The sequence below is a fragment of the Candidatus Puniceispirillum marinum IMCC1322 genome, assembly GCF_000024465.1.
GTDB lineage: Bacteria > Pseudomonadota > Alphaproteobacteria > Puniceispirillales > Puniceispirillaceae > Puniceispirillum > Puniceispirillum marinum.
On sequence record NC_014010.1, the window covers coordinates 862,539 to 880,182 of the forward strand.

Genomic DNA, 17,644 nt, shown 5'->3' on the forward strand with positions numbered 1-17,644 from the left:
GGCTATAGGGCAGTTCAAGACAAGACCTTAAGCCGGATTGCATGATATGCCGAACAGATATTTAGCGCCACAAGCAGGCATGAGTATGAGCATCAGCCTGACTAGGATGTGATATGAGGATGGACTATAGCCACTCTATAGATAGGGTGTGTGGCCGCGACGCTGAGACCAGATAATAGGTCTATTTTTTGCGTGGGCGGCGGCGTTTTTTGGCTGGTGCTTCATCAGGCAGGACAGGTCCGACTTCGCTATCAATAAAATCACATTTTGGATCAATCTTGCGACATATTTCCTGTACCTCACGTATCGAGCGTCCCGCTATTATGAGCCACATCTGCCGTTCTTTGAACAGGCTGAAGCTACGTCTTAGAGGCACCTGTGCCTTTTTGAAGTAAAGCGACAGCAATATATAGGCGATCACAAACAGCACCCAGTGGACGCTCAAGGTGACACCATAAATCAAGGTCACTGCCAGCAAAGCTTCCCATAGCCGGTTTTGCATAAGCCAAATGGCAGGGATAAACATGATAAGATCAGACGGGCGCGTATCAATGACTTCTGTCTTTCGCTTGATGTCGCGCAACACTTCAAAGGTCGAATAATCATCCGGATGACCTATATCAGCCTCTTTAAAATCATTGTTAATGGCTTCGGATATGTCAGGCTTTGCATATTCAAGGGTGCAGCCAAGAGGACCACGCACAATGATATTATAAATCACGCCCTTACGCCAAATTGTAAGCATAACAGACTTGCCATCTTCGATGTCGAACAGAATGTCCAAGAAGGTATCAATATCACCGTGATACGGCTTTGCATCAACAGCGACAATCGCATCACCATTTTGCAGGCGAAGTGTCCGAGACCGCGAAATAGTGCCAATTTCAGAAATAGACAGAAAGCTGTTACGCGGCGCATTATTCTGAGGGTTGGCCGCGCCAGCATCACTTACTGTGTCTGGGTTTGGGCTTGTCTCATAACCAAAGGCACTCTTTGGTATGGCGCCATCAGGCGACGAGCCCGACTGGTTTCTGCCGGTACTGGTGTTGTTTTCATTCATCTTATGACCTTGGGTGCATAACAGGCAAAAAGGGCCTTTTCAGAACCCATCTTCACCCCTTGTCGATAGTGGATTGCAATATCGATCACGGATAGCTGACCTTATTATCTTTGGCTTTGAACTGCGCCAGAATCTGCTTGTTCTGGCCAGCTAGCGCTTCAAGATGATCTGCAAGCACGGCCTGATTGGCTGATACTTGGGTTAGCACCTCATTGCTTGCCATACTGCGGGCAAGAGAGTCCATGGCGCCTTCGTTTGATTTAGCCAATTGCGCCATCTGTTTGGTAATTTTGCTGGTCTGACTTCCCATTTCATTGGCGATGCCATTTGTGATGGCTTTGGCAAGCTTATCATTATCAGCTGACATTTTCTCGTTACTGTCACGCATGCTGGCGACAACTTCACGGTTTGAATCAATGATCGTTGTCCGCAAAGTATCAAGCTCGGCAATCAGCGTTTTGTTTAATGAGACTAACTCTTGCTGTGCCTCCAACGACACTTTCAACTTATCTAGCGAGTTGTTCATCGTATCAACATTTTCTGCAAATACGACCAAAGCTTCACGGCTTGTTGTGGTCATTGTGGTCAAATCAGACAAAGTTCTGAAATAGATTAGAGACGCAAAAATCAATGCTGCCACCGCGGCAACCATTGAACTGGCAAATATAATTGCTGTATAGCGATGAATCATTTTAATTGACCCTTCCAGTTTTTTGTTTTCACGCTTAATCTTATTAAATTCAGACGAAACGTCTGTGGCAGCGTCTGCTGCATCTAGCGCGATTTTGATACTTTCCTGTACCGCATTATATTCGCTGCTCATACCTGTCTCCTGACGAATTAGGACGAAGAATGACGCCTGACAGGCGCTTTCCTCGGTTGAAAGTAAGCACATTTCATGCCAGTTGCTTCAAAAACATGCCGTGACGGCAAAAATTGTCCTTTGAACCCAAATTTCTGACATCCATATGGCCGCCCACGCTCATGCGTAATGAAATGGAATGTACATTCAAAGCAATTGGGCTGTTTGATTGGTTTGGCATTTTTGATTGGCTTGGAATTTTTTTTCAGCGTCATTTCTTATGCCTTTGAGACTGATCAAACATATTGGCAATAGAAAATCTCGCACCGCCCAGAAAACATAAAAACGAAGCGGTAAAAATCAAAACTGTTTTATAGAGTGGTTCATCAACCTCAAGTGACGCCATACCATGCACGAAAGCCCCTGCCGAAACACCGTAGAAGCTCACAGTGCTGATCATTTCGCCCAAACTTCTATGCGTGCGTCGTGCCATTATTCTACATCCTTACTTGTCTTACCATTCTCATCAAAACGCAGATCTTCAGGCAAATCGATATCCGGCATGCCAAGCGTTTCACCATTATCAATGCGATAAATATAGGCCAAGGCGATCGCAACAGCATTATATAATTTTTCGCTAATTTCACCGCCAATGTCACTCGTAAAGAACAAAGCACGGGCAAGAAGCGGGCTGCGCATTATGGTGATTTTTGAATCATTAGCGCGTTCGATAATCTGTTCGGCAATGCGCCCCTTACCCATAGCCAAAACAACTGGCGCGCCTGCTTCACCCGCAACATATTTAAGCGCGACGGCAAAATGTGTTGGGTTGGTGATAATGGCTGTAGCATCCGCGACATTTTCAAGCGATTCACGTTGCTGGCTTGAGGCTTGTGATTGTTCCATCTGCATGCGGCGAATTTTGGCTTTCACTTCAGGTGAACCCTCGGTTTGCTTATGTTCGTCTTTCTGTTCCTGCCGGCTCATTTTCAACTTCTTGGTATGTGAGTAGCTTTGCCAGGAATAATCAATCGCCGCGATAATGAATAGAACGATCAACATGGCACCCAAAAGCGCCGGAAATACGTCACCCATTTTTTCTATGGCGCCGTTGAGCGTGCCTTCAGATAGACGTAAAATGCTGGGCAACTGGCCATAAATTAGCAAACCAGCGACACCAAACAGTAGCACAACCTTTAATATCGACTTGCCAAGTTCAACAAGTGATTTAGCCGAAAACATACGCTTCAGACCAGATATGGGATTTATACGGTTCGCTTTGAACGCCATCGACTTAGGGGCGAAATTGACCCCGCCAACAGCAAGCTGCGTAAACAGCGTAACAATCATCATCGGCACACCAATAATGGTCGATATGATAATGATCATCCAAAATGACTGCACAAGTTTGCCAAAAGCAAGTGTATCAATATGATCCGCATTATCCCAGCGGAACAATGTACCCCAATGTGTCAGTCCAGCTGACGATACAGAGGATAGTCCCATCATAAGGACAACTGCCATGGCCAATGTTGTGAATACAAAGGCTTCCTTGGAGGATAATACTTGACCATCTTCGCGGGCTTTTTCGAGTTTCCGTTCGGAGGGGTCTTCGGTCTTTTCTTGCCCATCACTGGATTCTTCAGCCATTTGCCAAATCCTCCATCATTACCTGCAGATCAGAAATCGCGTTAAACACCAAATCTGACATGTTGCTTGATAGCGTGCCTGCAGAAAAATACAGCACAATAAAGACACCCAACATCGAAATTGGGAAACCAAAAGAAAATAGATTTAGCTGAGGTGCCGAGCGCGTTATGACACCAATCGATACATTGATCATCAGCAAAATGATCACAACAGGTAGCATGATGATGGCCCCAACAAAGAACATCGATCCAGCAGCGCTGATACCAGCCTCAACAAGAATACCCATGTCTGGCACATGCCCAAGCGGCATAATGCTATAAGATTCCAGCATGATCCGGATCACCATCAGATGCCCGTCCAAGGATAAGAAGATAACCGTAAGAAACAGATATAATATCTGACTGATAACTGGTGTTTGGCCACCAGTTGATGGATCTACCTGCGCGGCAAACCCCAGACCCGCCGTTGACGCAATTTTTTCACCTGCGAGAAGCGCACCGGCAAACCATATTGTCAGAACCAGACCTGCAGCAAGCCCAATTGTGATTTCTGTTGCCATGATCATAAAGCCAGGCAATGACGTAATCACATTCACATCAATAGGTTCAACTTGAATAGCAACACTCATAGCCAACATGAAGGCCATTATAATTCGTATCTGCAAGGGCATCCATCGGGCACCAAACATAGGCGATGAAATCATAAATGCGCCAATTCTCAAGCTTGCAACCAAATATTGCACCAATAACGTCACAACCCACTGCAAATCCATGCCGGGAAGAGCAACCATATTTTGGGTGACGAGAGGAAGCATTTTTCAGTTAGCTGATTGTGGCAATTTGATCAAAGATGAAAGCGAAATAGTCGGATAATTGAGCAAGCATGAAGCTGGACACCAACCCAAAGGTAAGCATAACAATCACCAATTTTGGTACAAAGCTGAGGGTTTGCTCGTTAATCGATGTCGCCGCTTGAAAGATACCAATCAGCAAACCAATCGCGAGGGCAACTCCCAGTAGGGGACCAGCAGCAATGATAATCTGCCAAAATGCAATACGTAGAAATTCTACATTTGAGTCAAAATCCATAATCAGCATTCCTATTCTTAAAAGTGATCGTTAGGGCGTATCCGGTCATGATCCGGCGTAGGTGGCTACAAGTGAGCCAACTGTCATCGCCCAGCCATCGACCAGAACAAACAGCAGAAGTTTAAAAGGTAATGCAACAAGCATCGGGCTCAGCATCATCATACCTAGTGACATCAAAATAGACGCAATCACCATGTCGATGACCAGAAATGGCAAGAATAACAAAAAGCCAATCTGAAATGCTGTTTTCAATTCGGATGTGATGAAAGCTGGTAGTAAGACGGTTAGCGGCACATCTTTTGGATCTTCATAAGTTGTGTCACCTGCCATCTCAGTGAACATGACCAGATCAGTCACACGCGTATTTTGTACCAGAAAATCCTTCATAATATTGGTGCCGTCTGAAAGCGCTGTTTCCATCGGCATCGTCCCTTCCATATAGGGAGAAAGCGCCATATCATTCAGCTGCGTGAATGTTGGTGCCATAATGAAAAAGGTCAAAAACAGGGCAATCGCAACCAGCACCTGATTAGGTGGTGTTTGCTGTGTGCCCATCGCCTGACGTAAAATTGATAAAACAATGATGATACGGGTGAAGGATGTCATGCCTAGAACAAGTGACGGTAACACTGTCAAAGCCGTCATCAATGCCAATATCTGTAATGACAATGAATAGGTTGAAGTACCGTCTTCGCTGCCGGTTACATTGAATGCTGGCAATCCCGGTGGCGTATCACCAATGAGCTGTGCTTCGGCACCACTCATCACACCACAAAGAGAAAGAATGGCAATAGGCAAAGAGGTTATGAGGATGCGCACAATACGGGTCATTCTTCTAATCCTAATTTTGGGTTACGAAGGCGCGCCTGCTTAATAGCTGCAGAAATTGGGTTTTCTTCAGCATCAAGTGTCTCAGCCGTGATCGTTTGCGATGCTGGCTTTGCCGTTGGAATTGATGGAATTGGTTTGGATGGTTGGGCTGGTTTCGCTGATGGCGATACTGATTTTTGTTGCGATGGTTGCGCAATAGCCAGATTTTTATCCAATTGCACCATGGTGCTTGGCTGACCCTTTGCGGTAAAAATCAAAAACGTCGTGCCCGCAACATCAACAAGCCGCAAACGTTCGTGCGGTGTCATCGACATTTCTTCAATTAGGTGCATTCGCTTTTCTGGCTGGAACCGCTTTCTTATACCGCCACGAAATCTTCGAACGATAATCAACAGCAAAAGCATTAGCGTCAGGAACGCCAGGGTAATAACCCCCTGCTCTGTTGTGATTGTTGTCAGCGTCATAGTCCGTCTCCGCCTTGAGTGAAATTCACTTCAAACAAGGCAAAGACCATGCCAGACTTATATTATGAAACAGGTTTTTTCATAACGTACTGTTTATAAATAATTTTAATAGTCGCTATCTGATAGAAATCAAAAGTGTGAAGCCTTCATATAATCATCAATCAGATAGCATTCATTTTTGTCAGGAAATTGACAGGATGCGTTAAAGTGTTTCCATCCGCTTTTCTGGCGCGACAATTTCTGAGAACCGAATACCAAAGCGTTCGCCAACCATAACCACTTCGCCCTTGGCGATCATGGTTCCATTAGCCAAAATATCAAGCGGATCGCCTGCCAAACGGTCTAACTCGATAACCGAGCCTTCATTAAGCCTAAGCAAATCACGGATTTTAATCTCGGCACTACCGACTTCTACGGTTAGGCTAACGTCGATATTTTCAAGAACGCGCATATTTTCCTTGCTGATGCGCTCATCTATGCCCGCACTTTCAGCACCCGGAATTTTGGCTTCTTCAACAACGTTTTCTGCTTCGTCAGACATCTAATTATCCTCTCTAAACACGGATCCAGTAGAACATACCGGCATATCCCGCTACGACTATTCGACTATTCTTGAGGTCAGGTTGATGGCAGATTGCCCCCCAACTTCACCCATTTCTCCATAATAAAAACGATGTTCATCCATCAAGACTTCGACACCATCGCCAATCTGGATCGGGAATACATCACCCTCTTTCAAGCGAATTAGTTTGCTCATTGAAACGACAGGTTCACTTAGCTTGGCCGTCATTTTAATGGGAATATCAAGTACAGCGCGTTCCATCCGGTCACGCCAGCTTTGATCATCTTCAATACGGTCAGACTGAACACGTGAGCGCAACTGTGCGGCAATCGGCTTTAAGGTCTGCAATGGGTAAATCACATCAAAACTGGCTGCGTCAATATCCGGCAATTGCACAACAAATGAACAAATAATGACCAAATCAGCACCATCAACAAATGATGCGAATTGCGTATTCACCTCACTACTTTGATGCGACAAGGTGATCTCCATAAGATCACGCCATGAATTTTCCAGAGTTTCGTTAAGACCGCGATTAATCAACTGAATCACACGTTCTTCCGTGGCGGTAAATTCCGGGCGGCGGGATTTATTACCCTCGATTTTGCCACCATAATAGGAATTGGTTAGCACCGAAATAAATGACGGTGAAAGAACCGTGAGCATGCTGCCTCGTAATTCTTCAATGCGGCTGATATTCAGACTCATGAAACTGTCAATACCAGCGGCATATTCATCAAAGCTCTTTACCTCGGGCGGGAATGACGAAATACGTGGCTGCACCCGCAACATTGGCAGAAAAACAGAACGGGCAAAGCGGGCAAAGCGTTCATTGATCATCCGAAGCGCATAATAGTCACCAAGTAGCGAAAGATCATCCGAACCAAATTTGAACGGACGAACATCTGCCATGTCACCAACGTCCAAAGACGCCGGTGATGCGGACGAGTCTGATCCTAGCCCTTCGATAAGGGCATTAACTTCGTCGCTACTTAATTTCCGCGTGGATGCCAAGATTACACCTATTCTGTCTTAAACGTTTATTGCAGTACAAAGGATGTGAAATGCACTTCTGCCACACCACCGAAATCTTCAAGAGATTCAAGTTTAGCATTCATGGCATCTCTCATGGCGGTGGCAAGCTTTTCACGGCCTGCGATGCCCTGGACATCATCTTCGCCAAACTCGCTCAAAACGCCAAGCACGACTGAACGAAGCGCAAGTTGATGCGACTCAACCATTTCCATTATGCTTTCATCATATTGCGTTGATACACCAACACCAACCTGAAGCATTTTACGTGATCCCATAAGGTTTGACGTAAATGTGCCCGGAAATTCATAATAGATGGTTACAAAGTTCTCAACTTCGGGAGTGTCCTTTGACACACGCTGTGCTGTCGCATTGTCGAGCGCTTCCTGTTCAGCAGCCTCGGCTTCCTGCATCTTGCGTTCTATGATTTCCTCAATCTGCTCGGATGGATCAGGTTGCGCCGCGCCAAACAGCATGTAGCCCACGCCAAGGCCAGCACCAATCAATACAAATCCGCCAACTACGAACAAGATAATTTTTATAAGAAATCCTTTGGACTTCTTTGGTTCTTCATCATTTTCAGCCATTAATCCGTCCTCTTTAGAAATCTATCATCACGCCAAAATATTCAAAACTGTTTTATTGTCATTTTCTAATGTATTTGGCGTTTCTTCACCATTATCGGCCTCGTCACGCCCATTCGAGCTTTGGTTTTTGCCAGCTGATTGATCATCATTGCCAGAAGATGTGCCGGTCTGACCAGAATTTGCCTGGCCACCCATATTATTGTTCTGGTCGAAACCCGATGATCCTGTTGTATTTGTCTGTAAATTGCCAAGTTTGAGCCCTGCCTGATCCAGCATTTGGCTCAACCGGCCTTCATTCTCTGACAATAATGCTGCTGCTGCTGAGGTTTCGGTTGTAATCTGGATGCGTGTTGCATCCCCCTGAAATCCAAGCTTTACCTGCATACGGCCAAGTTGCCTTGGTTCAAGCGAGATACGAATGACGCCGTCACCATTCTTGATGCTATTTTCAACACGGCGCACAAAACCTTCATGCCAAGTTTTATCTGCCATGTTCAGGCGATGCGCTGTCATTATTTGCGTGTTGCCACGCGATGCCTGGTCAAAACCACCGCCATCATTTCTATTACCGTTATTCTGGGTTCCTGACCCATTACTGCTTTCACTGGTTTGAATGATGGCCGCTGTGTCGCCGCCTATGCGCTGGGGAACAGGCTTTTCACTTTGCATGCGGATAGCGCCATTATCAACAATGATAGATGCCCGTGCTGCCACATCCTTTGGTGCAGATGGCATGAGGCCACTTTCGATGACATTACTAAGTTGAACTTTATTTTGCTTTGTCGCTTGCGCCACATCAAATGCCTTCACCTCACCATTTGACTCAATAACTGTATGCGCTTGGCTATACATAACGGCGGCGGTGCCAGACTTGCCAGCAATGGTCGGCATTGGCGCGGCCTTGGCGATCATATCCGGCGCTGTTAAAACCGTATGCGGGGCATCATAGGTGACAAGGGCACCAGCAGATTTTCCTATAATATTCGGCATTGGCGTTGCGCTTTCGAGCTTTGCCAATTGCGGTGCTGTTAAAACAGTGTGGGATTCATTATAGGTGACGCTGTCTGGTGCCACCTTAGTAGCTATGCGCGGCATCGGGGCTGAATTAGGTGCCATAACCTGAACTGCTGGTACGGTATGCGGGGCATCATAGATGACAAGGGCACCAGCAGGCTGACCAACAATATTTGGCATAGCGTCATCAGATAATGGCGTCTCTAGCGTCTGAACGCGCGTTAGCTTATCGTCCTTTGACACCACAGCTTGTTTCAAGAAACTCATCAATTGATGCACAGGTTGCGGGCCAGTGCCATAATTATTTCGTGATGGCGCGGTCACTTCACCTTTAACAAGCGCGCGCGCCTTGGCAAATAATTCAGCAGGTACAGTGACCGGAAGTTCAGGCTCGAAATGATCTTTTTTCAGTGCTGGAATCGGTGACCCAATTTTAAAATCAAGCGTAGCAGGCGCATCTGTATTAGCATTGGCATCACCATCCGCGTCAACCAAACCAACGCTTTGCGCCACCAAAAGCGTTTGTGCCATGGCCAGCGCACCATCCGAAATTTCAGCTTTAGGTACTGCGGGCATAGCTATTGTTGATCCCAAGGGCACCGATGCAATGATGGCTGGCAAAGACGCCAGATCAACACCTGGTTCCGGCGCACCATCAACCATAAGGCCAGATTGGGCTTCCATAGCATTGGGAATATCTGTCGCCGTTTGCATCAACCCAAAAAGCGTTTCAAACAACGCTGCATTTTCAGATAAAGCGATAGCTTCATTTCCAGAGGTTGGAACCATTACTGATTTGGCTGATGAATCGATAGTTGTCATGCTGCACTTCCTGCGATTGATGTCCGGAACATGCCCGGAATGAACTTTGATTACCAAAGCTTTGCAAGTTCGGTGCCAGTCACAAAATATCAGGAAATCTATCTAACGATCTGCGAGTGCGCGGTTAATACGCGGCACATCAGTCGCCGCCTTTTCTTCGCGCTCTTCGCGAAGAATGCGTCGCCTTTCATCAGCTTTTTCAAGCGATTTATTATGCCGGTGTAAAGCTTCTGCAATATGTTTCTTCTGGGTGCCGACTTCTTCGCTGAGAAATTCTGTCCGGTTTTCGACTGTCACCAATTGTTCATGAATCTGCGCACTATACCAATTTGATGAACGCAGTTCACGAACACTCGTTTCACCCTTTTTTATAGCCGTATCGTCAACAATTGACTTGAGCTGATCCTTGATTGAAGTAACGCGTGTCAACTCTTCCTGCAAGGTCTTCATGCCACGTGCCTTTTGCATCATCAGCATCTTTTCCTTTAGGGCTAGCTTATCATAAATTGTTTTATCCTTTGCCATTACGCATTTCTCATCAAGCCAATAAGTGCATCACGACTGATTGCAAAATTTGCTTTTTCAGCTTCCGGCTGTTGTATATGTTTGGTCAAAGTTGGCCATAATTCAACGGCAAGATCGAGATCCGGGTCTTGACCAGGGGTATATCCTCCCATAAGGATCAGATCACGGTTTTCCATATATAGGGAAACCAGACGCCGAAAGCGCGCGGCGGAAGCTTGCTGATCTGCATCAGTAATGTCATTCATAACCCGGCTAACCGATGTTGTAACATCAATAGCAGGATAAATGCCCATTTGCGCTTGCTGACGCGAGAGCAAAATATGACCATCCAAAATAGCACGTGCTGTATCAACAACGGGATCATTTGCATCATCACCATCAGCAAGCACGGTATAAATTGCGGTAATTGACCCCTGCCCTTCGACACCGGTACCCGAGCGCTCAATAAGTCTTGGTATCATTGATACAACTGATGGTGGATATCCCTTTGATGTCGGCTGTTCACCAAGAGCAAGACCGATTTCACGGCGCGCATGAGCCACACGCGTCAGAGAGTCCATAATGAGTAGAACATTTTTACCTTTATCGCGAAAATATTCAGCAATGGCTGTTGCGCGTTCGGCACCACGTATCCGCAATAACGGAGATCTATCAGCTGGCACCGCCACAACAGCGGCGCGATCACGGCTCTCACTGCCAAGGATGTAGTTAACAAAGCTGCCAACTTCTCGGCCACGTTCTCCAATCATACCAACGACCACAATATCAGCATCAGTAAACCGGCTCATCATTCCCAGCAAAACTGATTTTCCAACACCCGATCCTGCGATAATGCCAACACGTTGGCCTTGGCCTACCGAAAGGACCGAATTGATAATGCGCACGCCAACATCCAACGGTTTATCAACGGGTTTACGTTGCAGAGGGTTCAGTTCTTTTCCCATCAATGGCCACTGACCCTCTAATGGGGGAAGCGGGCGATTATCAAGCGGCACACCAAGCGCATCGGTTACCCGTCCCAAAAGGCCTTCGCCAACAGGTATATACGCGCCATCATCAACAAGTGACACGCGGGCACCAACAAGGATACGCGCACCATAATCATAAATCGAAAGCAGATTATTTCCGTTATTGAAACCAATCACTTCTGCCATTGCAGGCGTCTCATTGTCGGTTTTCACCTCACAAATTGATCCTATATTTGCTGGAAACCCATCGCACTCAATAATCTGGCCATCATAACGACTGACATGTCCATATAATGAGATAGGTTGATCCAACTTCACAGCGTTCAAATCAGTCATGATTGCGTCGCTCAAGATACTCATTTCGCGCTATCACTCTCAGGCTTAGCATCCTCGGACTTGGCATCCTGGGACTTGGCATCCTCGGACTTGGCATCCTGGGACTTGGCATCCTGGGACTTGGCATCCTGGGACTTGGCATCCTCAGGCTTGGTGGCTTCTGCTTCACGCTTATCATCACTGGATACCGCTTGGGTATCTGATACAGATGCGTCTGTTAGGTCTGAAACAGGTGGGGCAAGATCAGCCGCTTTGACATCAGCATCAGATGCAGGGGCTGCGTCCACTTCATCTTCTGATGGGTTGATAGCTTGTGGCTTTGCAGTGATGGCTAGATCAGCATCTGCGGCTATAGCCGCGTCATATATCTCAGGTTGGCTGGCGGCTTCGTCACTTTTTTGATCTTCAGATAACTGGATGTTTGTACGATTTGAAATCTGGTCAACAAGCCCGACGCCACCAACCGCTAGTCGTACATCACCACGCGCCATTGTTTCATCAATGGCGAAGTTGCAGCCTTTAAGCTTTTCACGGTTTCTTGCCAACGGTTTGATGCTGGCAAAATCTTCTGGATTCAGATTAATGGTGGGGCTGGCTGTATCGGACTTGACCATGGTGATCAAATCTTCAATGCGCTTGGCGAAGGGTTCAGGCATATCTGAAATGGCCTGACCAGCTCGATCACTTGCCAGTGCCATTATACGGCTGGCAATCTGTGCACTTAAAGCTGATACATCTAGGGCATCGGGATTAGCCAAGGCCAATGTAGCCTGTTCAAAATTCTGTAGGACTTTCTCAAGCTGTTCTGCCGCTTTTGCCTGACCTTCGGTAAGCCCTGCTTCATGACCACGCTTATATTCTGCCTCAAGCACGGCAGGATCCGGCATTGATGGCGTAGCTGCATCAGGCGACAACTGAGTAGTTTGTTCATTTTGAGCATCTGCCTGTGGATCGACTTGCGCATCTGGCAAACTATCAGATGCGTTGTTTTCCGTTTCCATGCCTGGCGCAACATCGACTGATTGATCAGCATTATTTACTGATTGTGGCTCAACGTCTTTGGATACATCAATTGTGTTTGCATCTGCTAGCTCAGTTGTAACCACTTCAGCCGTATCAAGATTTTCAGTAGATGATTCACCTGAACCTTCCTTTGGTGATACTGTCGGTTCACCAGCAGATTGTTCAGCAGCAATTTGTTCGGCCATTACCTTTTCAGCCACTGCATGCGCTTTTGCTTCATCACGGCGCTTTTGAGCCGCCATGGCTATTTCAACAAGGGTTTTAGGTTCAAACGGACTTGGTTCGCGGACAGGCAAAATATCAGACCGAGAATAGCTTGCCTGGTGCGATAATGTAATCAGACGGGATATTTCAGTATCCGCCAATCCATTCGTATTTTCGAGAGCTGCTTCGTTCATATTTTATATGTCCTGTAACTTCATCATCTTCATTCTAGACGAAGTCATCACCTCCACGGCCTGCAAGTACGATACTGCCTTCATCAGAAAGGCGACGTGCTATGTTAATGATACGTTTTTGCGCTTCCTGAACCTCGGTCAGACGGACAGGCCCCAAGGCCTCCATCTCATCAGCAAGGTTGGCCGCAGCACGAGCCGACATACATGAAAACAGCTTTTCACGAAGTGGTTCATCTGCCCCTTTTAGGGCCAGAACCAGATCTTCGGTATCAACGTTACGCATAAGCGTCTGTAATGATTTATCATCCGATCCAAGCAAGTTATCAAAGACAAACATCGCTTCTTGAATACCTTGCATAAGAAGCTTATCGCCCTTGGCAAGCTCTTTCATGATGCGAGCTTCCATATCCTGTTTTGTAAAGTTCATAATCCGGGCAGCCGCTTTAACACCGCCAACCTGCGTTGCGCGCAAAGTTGTATTGGCTTTGAACTTGCGTTGCATAACGTCTTCAAGCTCGCGCAGCGCATCCGGTTGAACCGTTTCAAGCGTTGCAATACGCCCAATAACATCAGACTGGATTTCATCAGGCAAAAGCATAAGCACATCGGCACCAAGTCCGAAATCAAGGTAAGAAATAACCAACGCGATGATCTGTGGATGCTCATCGATAACCAGTTCCGAAATAGATCGGGCATCCATCCAGTCCAAAATTTCAATTGGACGATCGCTGCTTGAAGGCGTGATCCGGCTAAGAACTGATTGCGCTTTATCTTCACCCAGCGCTTTATTCAGCACGTTACGGATATAGTTACCAGCACCAAGACCCAAACTGGTCTGCTCTTTGATGATCGCCAAGAATTCATCAAGAACCCTATTCACCGTATCCTGATCAAGACCTTGTACCGAATACATAGCGGCACCAAGATGTTGAACTTCACGGGGTGAGAGATTTTTCAAAATCTCCGAGGCTTCTTCTTCACCAAGCAACATCATCAGAATGGCTGATTTTTGAGTACCTGATAACTTTTCATAAGCTTCGTCTTTTTTGTTCGGAGCATCTGCCATGTCACTCTCTTCTAACCTTGTCTATATCTTCGGCAAAACTGCCTACATGATTTGATTTATCCGATGTCACGTTCCATCATGGACTTAAACACATTTGAAACGCGACCAGCTTCATCACCTACGATCATTCTGATCACAGCGACCTTATCATCATACGTGTTGGCTGTATCTAGCATTTCTGCCGAAATAGCTGCCTTCTTAGGCTTCAGTTTGGCTTTGATGTCCTCAAGGCTTTCACCTTCTTGAACTTCAATAGCTTCACCGCCCAGATCATCATCAAGACTGACCATTGCTTCGCCTGGTGCACCAACTGCGGCTGGCACCATAATCCGGCCAATCAACGGGCGGATAACACCCAGCACGACGACACCCATAATGAGGAGTGTCATACCCTGTTTCATAAGATTGATAGCCCATTCCATGTCATACCAGGCTTTTGTGACACCTTCGATTGCTGACACAAAGGCAGAACTGCTGACAGTAAGCTTGTCACCACGCTCGGCATCAATACCGATAGCATTAGCTACAAGCTTTTCAATTTCTGCCAGTTTTTCAGGAGTGAAAGGCACAACTTCCATCAGACCCGTTTCAGGGTTCACAACTTCCTTATCTCTAACCAAGACGGCTGCCTGAATACCAACGATACGCGTTGAAGGGCTTTGCGTTGTCGATACAGTACGACTTACTTCATAGTTACGCACTTCGTTTGATGATTGTGTCGATACACTGCCTTTTGCACCAGCATCATCAGCCTGAACAGAATCTATTTCACTTTGCAATGGAGGGCGGTTTGCTGTTGCACCCGGGATGCCGCGCGCATTTGCGTCTGATTTCATATCAACACTTTTCTGCTCACTGCGTAAAGCGTTGCCATCGGGATCAACACGTTCTTCGGTTGTTTCGCTGCGCGTATAATCGATATCAATATTAATTTGTGAGGTAACGTTGCCTGCACCGACAATAGGTGAAACCAACGAAATAACACGGTTGCGATAAATGTTTTCAAGACGAATTCTGTGCTGTAACTGGCTGTCCGAAAGTAATGACGCCATGTCGTTGGTAGGATTTGACAGCAAAGCTCCAAATTGATCAACAACCGTTACATCTGTTTTTGCCATGCTTGGCACGGATGACGAAACAAGATGAACTACAGCTTCAACCTGTTGTGAGCCAAGCGTCCGGCCATTATTCATCTGAATGAAAACAGATGCTGTTGGCGGTGTCGCATTTCGCGCAAAAACAGATTTTTCGGGAATTGCAAGGTGAACTCGTGCTGAAACAACTCCATCGATTTCACCGATAGAGCGGGCAAGCTCAATTTCCTGGCTTTGTTTCAGGCGGACATTTTCAACCGAACGGCTAGACCCCATCGGAATGTCACCAACACTGGCATAGCCATCAGGCACTGAGGTTGGCAAACCCTGCGCCGCAAGGCTCATCTTTGCTTGGTGAAAATCACTTGTTGGCACCAGCACATCACCTGTTGTTGGATCAAGGGTTACCTCGACACCAGAATTGATCAGCGCTTCGACAACGCGTGCCTTTTCTGATTCGGGCAAGGACGCATATAAGGTTGTTCGTTGCGGTGCCTGCATGAAAACAAATACAAAAAGACCCGCAACAGCAAATATAATGGCCGCAAAGGTTGGTAAAGCTCTGCGCACGGCAGGGTCTGACGTAAACCGTCTTACTGTTGAGAGCATTCCACTGTCTGATTTGACAGCAACGGTTGTCCCGTCTGCACTTGCGTCACCCATGTTTACTGCTTCAGCCATTTTAATCTCTCTTTATGCGCCAATGTGGCTTATGAAATTCAAAAAAATATGCGACTAGACCGGCATATTCATAATATCTTTATATGCACTCAGAACCTTGTTTCGGACATTCAATGTCATCTGAAAACCAAGTGATGATACCTGCTGATTGACCATGACCTTAGTCAGGTCATTTTCTGTGCCCATTTCATAGGCCTTGGTCAATTCGGCAGCGTTTTTCTGGGTATCAGCAACAGATTTCAAAGCATCGCCAATACGGTCTGAAAAGCCGTTATCTGGTTCCTTGCTCAAGGCTGTATCCGCACGCTTTAAAACCTGTGCGTGCAAGCTTGATATATTACTTCCAACTGGCCCAATAGATGTCATTGTCTAATCCCCTTACCCGACGGCCACATTCTGCAAAGTCTCTGAAGTCAGAGGCTGCCGGTTCATGTTATGAATGGCATCGTCAGTCACGATATCTGCCACGGTGATTTTGTTGTCCATCGCCAGCACCAAAGCGCGCTGTAGAACATTCTCAAGTTCGCGGACATTGCCAGGCCATGCGTAGCTAGTCAGTTTTTCAACCGCAGCATCGGTGAGCCATGGAATATTTGAAATGTCAGAACAGTGACGACGCATCAAAAATGTGCAAATAGGCACAATGTCGAGTGCGCGATCAGCAACACTGATGGTATTCAAAGGAAATACGTTCAACCGGTAATACAAATCCTCGCGGAACCCGCCGGTGCGGATTTCATGCGCCATATCACGGTTGGTTGTAGCAATAACACGAACATCAACCGGAATGTCGGTCTGTGAACCGATTGGTGTGACCGCCTTTTCCTGAAGCACGCGGAGTAGTTTGGCCTGTAGGCCAAGCGGCATCTCAGAAATTTCGTCTAACAAAAGCGTACCACTATCAGCCGCCCGGAAAATGCCTTTATTTGATGTAGATGCACCTGTAAAGGCGCCTTTCTCATAACCAAACAAAATAGCCTCAAGCATATTTTCGGGAATAGCTGCACAATTCACACCCACAAAGGGAGCGGCGGTGCGCGATGAATGATTATGAACAAATTTTGCCAGAACCTCTTTGCCGGTGCCCGTGGGCCCATTGACGAAAACAGTTACATCTGTACTGGCAACACGCTTGGCTAGGTTCAGAAGCTCAAAGCTGGAGCTGTCACCAGCCGCAACATTCTTTTCGCCGGACAACAATGTGGCGATTAATTGCAAACCATAGTCAAGCGCACGATCCGCCAAAGGGTTAGCCAGCTTTGCTGTTTTAACAGGCAAAGACACACGGATAAATTTTCCGCCAAACTGTTCTTCGATTTTAAATTCTGGCTGATTTTCGTTGACAATAAGGACCTGGCTAGCACGATATTTCCGGCTCAGCGCAATGACGCCTTCCTGACCACCTGATTTAGCTTCAAAGGCTGCTGAACATACATATGCACTTGCGCGCCCCTGATTTTCAGCATCTCCAGGTGCAGCATTGTCACCTTTGGATGTGAATGGAAGCATACGGTCATTAAGTATGTCAGCCAGACATGATGCAGCGTCGAAGCTGTCGATTTCCAAGTGAATTGAGCCCATAATATTCGCCTTCGGTTAAAAATTGTTGTCCCCGAAGTAAGGCAAAAACCTTGCCAATTT

The 17,644-nt window shown here is 46.5% G+C and carries 19 protein-coding genes; all 19 read right to left on the reverse strand.

The genetic code is table 11. The annotated features are described in order from the left end of the window. Positions 1 to 181 precede the first annotated feature (181 nt). Complete coding sequence (locus SAR116_RS04170) at positions 182 to 1,060, reverse strand: hypothetical protein (RefSeq protein WP_013045687.1); 879 nt, start codon at positions 1,058 to 1,060, stop codon at positions 182 to 184. Between the two features lie 85 nt (positions 1,061 to 1,145). Then, positions 1,146 to 1,883 (reverse strand): hypothetical protein, encoded by a 738-nt coding sequence (locus SAR116_RS13185; RefSeq protein WP_013045688.1) that lies wholly within the window; start codon positions 1,881 to 1,883, stop codon positions 1,146 to 1,148. Between the two features lie 250 nt (positions 1,884 to 2,133). After that, on the reverse strand, positions 2,134 to 2,355 hold the full coding sequence (locus tag SAR116_RS04185; RefSeq protein ID WP_013045690.1) for a hypothetical protein: 222 nt from the start codon (positions 2,353 to 2,355) through the stop codon (positions 2,134 to 2,136). Next, positions 2,355 to 3,512: a flagellar biosynthesis protein FlhB gene (flhB, locus tag SAR116_RS04190; RefSeq protein ID WP_013045691.1), complete on the reverse strand. Its 1,158-nt coding sequence runs from the start codon at positions 3,510 to 3,512 to the stop codon at positions 2,355 to 2,357. Before flhB ends, SAR116_RS04185 begins: the two co-directional genes overlap by 1 nt. Continuing rightward, positions 3,505 to 4,326, reverse strand: a complete 822-nt coding sequence (fliR, locus tag SAR116_RS04195; protein ID WP_041860756.1) for a flagellar biosynthetic protein FliR — start codon at positions 4,324 to 4,326, stop codon at positions 3,505 to 3,507. Before fliR ends, flhB begins: the two co-directional genes overlap by 8 nt. Positions 4,327 to 4,333: 7 nt before the next feature. After that, positions 4,334 to 4,600 (reverse strand): flagellar biosynthesis protein FliQ, encoded by a 267-nt coding sequence (gene fliQ, locus SAR116_RS04200; RefSeq protein WP_013045693.1) that lies wholly within the window; start codon positions 4,598 to 4,600, stop codon positions 4,334 to 4,336. A gap of 45 nt (positions 4,601 to 4,645) precedes the next feature. Then, entirely contained in the window at positions 4,646 to 5,431 is a 786-nt protein-coding gene (gene fliP, locus SAR116_RS04205) for a flagellar type III secretion system pore protein FliP (RefSeq protein ID WP_013045694.1), read from the reverse strand. Continuing rightward, a complete protein-coding gene (locus SAR116_RS04210; RefSeq protein ID WP_013045695.1) occupies positions 5,428 to 5,895 on the reverse strand; it encodes a flagellar biosynthetic protein FliO in 468 nt (155 codons plus the stop codon). Before SAR116_RS04210 ends, fliP begins: the two co-directional genes overlap by 4 nt. A gap of 202 nt (positions 5,896 to 6,097) precedes the next feature. Further along, positions 6,098 to 6,346, reverse strand: coding sequence for a flagellar motor switch protein FliN (gene fliN, locus SAR116_RS04215; protein WP_238531190.1), 249 nt, complete (start codon positions 6,344 to 6,346; stop codon positions 6,098 to 6,100). A gap of 147 nt (positions 6,347 to 6,493) precedes the next feature. Beyond that, positions 6,494 to 7,474: a flagellar motor switch protein FliM gene (gene fliM, locus SAR116_RS04220; protein ID WP_041860757.1), complete on the reverse strand. Its 981-nt coding sequence runs from the start codon at positions 7,472 to 7,474 to the stop codon at positions 6,494 to 6,496. Positions 7,475 to 7,497: 23 nt separating this feature from the next. Continuing rightward, entirely contained in the window at positions 7,498 to 8,076 is a 579-nt protein-coding gene (locus SAR116_RS04225; RefSeq protein ID WP_013045698.1) for a flagellar basal body-associated FliL family protein, read from the reverse strand. Positions 8,077 to 8,103: 27 nt separating this feature from the next. Next, positions 8,104 to 9,912, reverse strand: a complete 1,809-nt coding sequence (locus tag SAR116_RS04230) for a flagellar hook-length control protein FliK (RefSeq protein WP_013045699.1) — start codon at positions 9,910 to 9,912, stop codon at positions 8,104 to 8,106. Positions 9,913 to 10,014: 102 nt separating this feature from the next. After that, complete coding sequence (locus SAR116_RS04235; protein ID WP_013045700.1) at positions 10,015 to 10,437, reverse strand: hypothetical protein; 423 nt, start codon at positions 10,435 to 10,437, stop codon at positions 10,015 to 10,017. Further along, complete coding sequence (locus SAR116_RS04240; protein WP_013045701.1) at positions 10,437 to 11,765, reverse strand: FliI/YscN family ATPase; 1,329 nt, start codon at positions 11,763 to 11,765, stop codon at positions 10,437 to 10,439. The genes SAR116_RS04235 and SAR116_RS04240 overlap by 1 nt, the downstream gene beginning before the upstream one ends. Beyond that, entirely contained in the window at positions 11,762 to 13,162 is a 1,401-nt protein-coding gene (locus SAR116_RS13190; RefSeq protein WP_013045702.1) for a FliH/SctL family protein, read from the reverse strand. The genes SAR116_RS04240 and SAR116_RS13190 overlap by 4 nt, the downstream gene beginning before the upstream one ends. Positions 13,163 to 13,196: 34 nt before the next feature. Continuing rightward, the gene (fliG, locus tag SAR116_RS04250) at positions 13,197 to 14,228 is read right to left on the reverse strand and encodes a flagellar motor switch protein FliG (RefSeq protein WP_013045703.1); all 1,032 of its coding nucleotides are present in this window, start codon (positions 14,226 to 14,228) and stop codon (positions 13,197 to 13,199) included. Positions 14,229 to 14,284: 56 nt separating this feature from the next. Continuing rightward, a complete protein-coding gene (gene fliF / locus SAR116_RS04255) occupies positions 14,285 to 16,003 on the reverse strand; it encodes a flagellar basal-body MS-ring/collar protein FliF (RefSeq protein ID WP_013045704.1) in 1,719 nt (572 codons plus the stop codon). Between the two features lie 54 nt (positions 16,004 to 16,057). Further along, complete coding sequence (fliE, locus tag SAR116_RS04260; RefSeq protein ID WP_013045705.1) at positions 16,058 to 16,369, reverse strand: flagellar hook-basal body complex protein FliE; 312 nt, start codon at positions 16,367 to 16,369, stop codon at positions 16,058 to 16,060. A gap of 12 nt (positions 16,370 to 16,381) precedes the next feature. Then, the gene (locus tag SAR116_RS13855; RefSeq protein WP_013045706.1) at positions 16,382 to 17,584 is read right to left on the reverse strand and encodes a sigma 54-interacting transcriptional regulator; all 1,203 of its coding nucleotides are present in this window, start codon (positions 17,582 to 17,584) and stop codon (positions 16,382 to 16,384) included. Positions 17,585 to 17,644 lie beyond the last annotated feature (60 nt).